Raw genomic sequence first — 4,997 nt, forward strand, 5'->3', positions numbered from 1 at the left:
GGTGCTGGTCTGCCATGAAAACCGCGGCCTGACTCCGCACATCCGGGATGTCGCCCGGCGCTTCGCCAAGGAAGGCTACGCCGCGCTGGCAGTGGACCTGCTCTCCCGCGAGGGCGGAACCGACGCCCAGGACCGCGATGCCGTGCCCAGCCTGCTCACGGATGCCGGAGCGGACCGCCACGTGGGCGATTTCCAGGCTGGCTTCGAATACCTGATCACCCAGGACTTCGTCGATCCGCAGCGGATCGCGATGAACGGCTACTGCTTCGGCGGCGGCATCACCTGGCAGGCCGCCACCCAGATGTCCGGTCTCAAGGCTGCAGCCCCGTTCTATGGACCGGCACCGGAGCTGTCCCAGGTTCCCAATATCCAGGCCGCGGTGTTTGGGGTGTACGCCGAGCAGGACGAGCGGATCACCAGCGGCGTGCCGGAACTGGAAGCGGCGCTGCAGCAGGCCGGAACCGTCCACGAGCTGAAGATCTATCCCGGCGTCAACCACGCCTTCCACAATGACACCGGCGACCGCTATGTGGAGGCCCAGGCTCTGGAGGCGTGGAATGACATGCTGGCCTGGTTCGAGCAGCAGCTTCCGGGCCTTCCGGATACGTAGAAAGTGGGCGAGCCCAGCTGCGGACCGCACAGCCGGGACGCATATTACTTCCAAGAACCTCCCAAGGTGCTCCTAGACTTTTCCCAGAAAAGCGGAGCACCATGGGAAGGTGAAGAAAAATGCACCCGAAGCCAAGCTCCTGGTCGTCGACGACGAGCCCAATATCCGTGAGCTGCTCTCAACCTCCCTGCGTTTCGCCGGGTTCGACGTCGTTGCTGCTGCCAACGGGCGCGACGCCCTTGCCGCCGTCGAGGAGTACAACCCGGACCTCGCTGTCCTGGATGTCATGCTTCCGGATATGGACGGATTCACGGTCACCCGCCGGCTGCGCGCCTCGGGCAGGCATTTCCCCGTCCTGTTCCTGACGGCGCGGGACGACACCGAGGACAAGGTCACCGGCCTGACGGTCGGAGGCGATGACTACGTCACCAAGCCCTTCAGCCTGGATGAAGTCGTGGCGCGCATCCGCGCCGTGCTGCGGCGCACCCAGCCCTTCGACGACGAAGGCGCCGTCATCCAGGTCGATGATCTGGAACTGGACGACGACGCGCATGAGGTCCGCCGTGCAGGCGAAACCATTGAACTGTCCCCGACCGAGTTCAAGCTGCTGCGCTACCTGATGATGAACCCCAACCGGGTGCTCTCCAAGGCCCAGATCCTGGACCATGTCTGGGAATACGACTTCAACGGGGATGCCTCCATCGTCGAGTCCTACATCTCCTATCTGCGCCGCAAGATCGACAGCAAGCCCAATGCCCCCGCCCTGATCCAGACCAAACGGGGTGTTGGATACCTGCTGCGCTCGTCTGAGAAGCGCTAGACCTTGATCAACCTCTGGAAATCCGCGTCGCTGCGCACCCAACTGGTGGCGATCATGTCCATCCTCATGGTGGTGGCCGTGGGGATCACCGGGCTGCTGACTATTTCCATGCTGCGCCAGAACCTCATCAACAGCATGGACCAGGACATCCGAAACAATGCCCAAGCCGTCTCCAACTACGTCTTCGGCATCTCGGAAACCACGGACAGTTCCCTGCTGCGCTATTACGGGGCGCTCCTGAACAACAGCGGCACCGTGCTGCGGCCAACGGTCGAGCAGTCGGCCACCCAGGATGTTCCGGACCTGCGCGGGCTAGATCTGGAGGCCGCCAGGGCCAGTGAAAAGCCCGTACCGGTTCCGGGGACCCTGCCGGACAGCCAGGGCTGGCGCGTCCAGATCTTCGGGCTCCAGGACAGCCAGGGCTACATGGCAGTGGGCCTGCCGATGGCCACGGTCAATGACCCAGTGGATGAGACGGCCGCCCTGATCCTGACCGTCGGGCTGGCATCGACCGTCTTCGCCTCCGCCGTCGCCTACCTTGCGGTCACCCGGTCCTTCCGGCCGCTGGTCCGCATGGAGAAGACCGCCTCGGCCATCGCCAACGGCGATCTGTCACGCCGCGTCGAGGTGGAGAATCCGGCCACGGAGGTGGGCCGGCTCTCCCGCTCAGTCAACACCATGCTCTCCCACATCGAGGGAGCCTTTGCAGCCCGCGTCGAGTCGGAGAAGAAGATGCGCCGCTTCGTCTCCGACGCTTCCCATGAGCTCCGGACACCGCTGGTCACCATTCGCGGTTTCTCCGAGCTGTACCGGCATGGCGGACTACAGACGGAGGAGGATGTCGCCAAGGCCATGGGCCGGATCGAGGGCGAAGCAACCCGAATGGGCCAGCTGGTGGAGGACCTGCTCACCTTGGCCCGCATCGATGAGCAGCGCCCGCTGGAATCCAAGCCGGTGGACCTGCTGGTGCTCGGCACGGACGCGGCGATGGATGCCCGGGTCAGCGCCCCGGACCGCCAGGTCAAGGTGATCGGGCTCGACGGCGGTCGCGCCCGGAGCGCCCCGACGGTCGGCGACGAGGCGCGCCTGCGCCAGGTCATGGCGAACCTGGTCACCAATGCGCTGCGCTACACGCCGGAAGGCACGCCGATCGAAATCGCCGTCGGTGTGGAGCCTGTCATCGACAACCGCAAGGATTCGATCATCGAAGTCCGCGACCACGGCCACGGCATCTCCGAGGAAGAGGCATCCCGGGTCTTCGAACGCTTCTACCGTGCGGATACGTCGCGGACGCGTGAAACGGGCGGTACGGGACTCGGGCTCGCCATCGTGGCGGCCCTGGTGGCCCAGCACGACGGCACCGTCCGGATCCTGGAGACCGACGGCGGCGGGGCCACCCTGTCCATCCGGCTCCCCTACAGCGACGCTGACGAAACCGCCCAGTCCGAAACGACCATTCCTCCACAGCCGCGGCACCGGCCCGGTTTTCCACAGTTCCGCCGTTAGCCCGGACGCGGACCTCCCCGGGCGCCTAGCCTCGAAGTGTCAGGTACACCGATCACTTCCGAACATTTCGAATGGCTCCCAGGAGGAACCCCATGGCAACTTTCCATGTAGACAGTGAGGCACTCGCCGCCAAGAGCAGCGAGGTCCAGTGCACCATCGACCGTATCCGGACCGAGGTCTCGGCGATGCAGGGCGGGCTGCGCGAGCTGGAGGCCATGTGGACCGGTCAGGCCGCAGCCAATTTCCAGCAGCTCATCACCGAGTGGCACGCCACCCAGCTGAAGGTGAAGGAATCCTTGGCCAGCATCAATGCGGCCCTCTCGCAGGCCTCCCAGCAGTACGCCAGCGCGGAGGACGCCAACGCCTGCCTCTTCATGGCGTAACACCCGCCCCCGCGTCTTCTCCCCCGCTGCCCCGGTGGTTGAGGGAGCGAGGAACGAGCGAGTCGAAACCCCGGTCCCCGGCAAGTAGGCTGAAGCGTGGCCATTCTGATCGATCCGCCCTCGTGGCCCGCCCACGGGACCCTCTTCTCGCACCTGATCTCGGATACGTCGCTGGCTGAGCTGCATGCCTTTGCCGCCGCCGCGGGCATTCCCGAACGTGCCTTCGACGAGGATCACTACGATGTTCCGGAACGCCGGTACGGCGACCTGGTGGCTCTGGGAGCCGGCGAAGTCAGCGGCGCCCAGCTCACGCGGGCCCTGATTTCAAGCGGCCTGCGCGTCCCGGCCCGCCTGCGCAGCAGCAAGCTGGAAGCATCACTGCTCAGCCATTGGAATCTGCTGCTGCCGGGCCGGGAGGCCCTCGGCCGGGCCCTGATAGCGCGCTGGGGCGAGCCGCACCGCCACTATCATGACCGCACCCACTTGCTGGCTGTGCTGGAAGCCCTCGGACTGCTGTTCAAGATGGGCGAAGAACCCGGCGCAGACCGGCGGGCCATCCTGCTGGCCGCCTGGTTCCACGACTCGGTCTATGACGGCGTGCCCGGCGGCGACGAGGAAGCTTCCGCCCGCCTGGCCGAAAAGCTGCTTCCGGATGCCGGCTGCCCGGCCGGCGAAGTCAGCGAAACAGCACGGCTGGTGCGGCTGACCGCCCACCACGCCCCCGCAGCCGATGACCGGGCCGGAGCGCTTCTCTGCGACGCGGACCTGTCCATCCTGGGCAGCGCACCCGGGTGCTACGCCCGGTACCTCCGACAGGTCAGGCTTGAATACAGCCATGTCAGCGACGGGGACTTCGCGCGCGGACGCACCGCCGTCGTCGAACGCCTGCTTGCGCTGGAACCGCTCTTCCATACGCCCGCCGCCCAGCGACTGTGGCTGGACCAGGCTCAATCGAACCTGCGCAGTGAACTCGCCGCCTGGGGCCATTAACAGCGGAAGGCGCGGCTCCCGTTTGACGGGGAACCGCGCCTTCGGCGCTAATCGGCCGGAGCCGGCTGGGGACTAGAAGCCGCCCATGCCGCCCATCTCGTCGCCGCCCGGCATGGCCGGAGCGGTCTTCTCGGGCTTGTCGGCGACAACAGCCTCGGTGGTGAGGAACAGACCGGCGATCGAAGCCGCGTTCTGCAGAGCAGAGCGGGTGACCTTGACCGGGTCGTTCACACCGGCAGCCAGCAGGTCCTCGTACACGCCGGTGGCAGCGTTCAGACCGTGGCCGGCGGGCAGGCCGCGGACCTTGTCGACAACAACGCCCGGCTCAAGGCCTGCGTTGAAGGCGATCTGCTTCAGCGGAGCGTCGATGGCAACCTTGACGATGTTGGCGCCGGTTGCCTCGTCGCCCTCGAGGTTCAGATTGGCGAACGCCTTGAGGCCGGCCTGGATCAGGGCAACGCCGCCACCGGCGACGATGCCTTCCTCAACAGCAGCCTTGGCGTTGCGGACGGCGTCCTCGATGCGGTGCTTGCGTTCCTTGAGTTCAACCTCGGTTGCGGCACCGGCCTTGATGACTGCAACACCGCCGGCCAGCTTGGCCAGGCGTTCCTGCAGCTTCTCGCGGTCGTAGTCGGAATCGGAGTTTTCGATCTCGGCGCGGATCTGGTTGACCCGGCCCGCGATCTCC

Annotated in this window: 6 protein-coding genes; 5 read left to right on the forward strand and 1 reads right to left on the reverse strand. The window is 66.1% G+C overall.

Annotated elements, in window-relative coordinates:
• The 5 genes from AC5RW2_RS40375 to AC5RW2_RS40395 form a co-directional block, all read left to right on the forward strand.
• Positions 1-610, forward strand: a 610-nt coding sequence (locus AC5RW2_RS40375) for a dienelactone hydrolase family protein (RefSeq protein ID WP_494075254.1), incomplete at its 5' end; no start/stop codon positions are given.
• Positions 611-719: 109 nt separating this feature from the next.
• The gene (locus AC5RW2_RS40380; RefSeq protein WP_494032329.1) at positions 720-1,430 is read left to right on the forward strand and encodes a response regulator transcription factor; all 711 of its coding nucleotides are present in this window, start codon (positions 720-722) and stop codon (positions 1,428-1,430) included.
• A gap of 3 nt (positions 1,431-1,433) precedes the next feature.
• Complete coding sequence (locus tag AC5RW2_RS40385; RefSeq protein WP_494032328.1) at positions 1,434-2,936, forward strand: sensor histidine kinase; 1,503 nt, start codon at positions 1,434-1,436, stop codon at positions 2,934-2,936.
• Positions 2,937-3,028: 92 nt separating this feature from the next.
• Entirely contained in the window at positions 3,029-3,319 is a 291-nt protein-coding gene (locus AC5RW2_RS40390; protein WP_494032327.1) for a WXG100 family type VII secretion target, read from the forward strand.
• 96 nt (positions 3,320-3,415) lie between these two features.
• A complete protein-coding gene (locus AC5RW2_RS40395; protein ID WP_494032326.1) occupies positions 3,416-4,309 on the forward strand; it encodes a DUF4031 domain-containing protein in 894 nt (297 codons plus the stop codon).
• Positions 4,310-4,381: 72 nt separating this feature from the next.
• On the opposite strand, the gene AC5RW2_RS40400 is transcribed toward AC5RW2_RS40395, so the two are convergent.
• Positions 4,382-4,997: TCP-1/cpn60 chaperonin family protein (locus AC5RW2_RS40400; RefSeq protein ID WP_494075255.1), on the reverse strand; the 616-nt coding region annotated here is incomplete at its 5' end.

This window comes from Arthrobacter sp. B0316-1-20, from assembly GCF_059091865.1.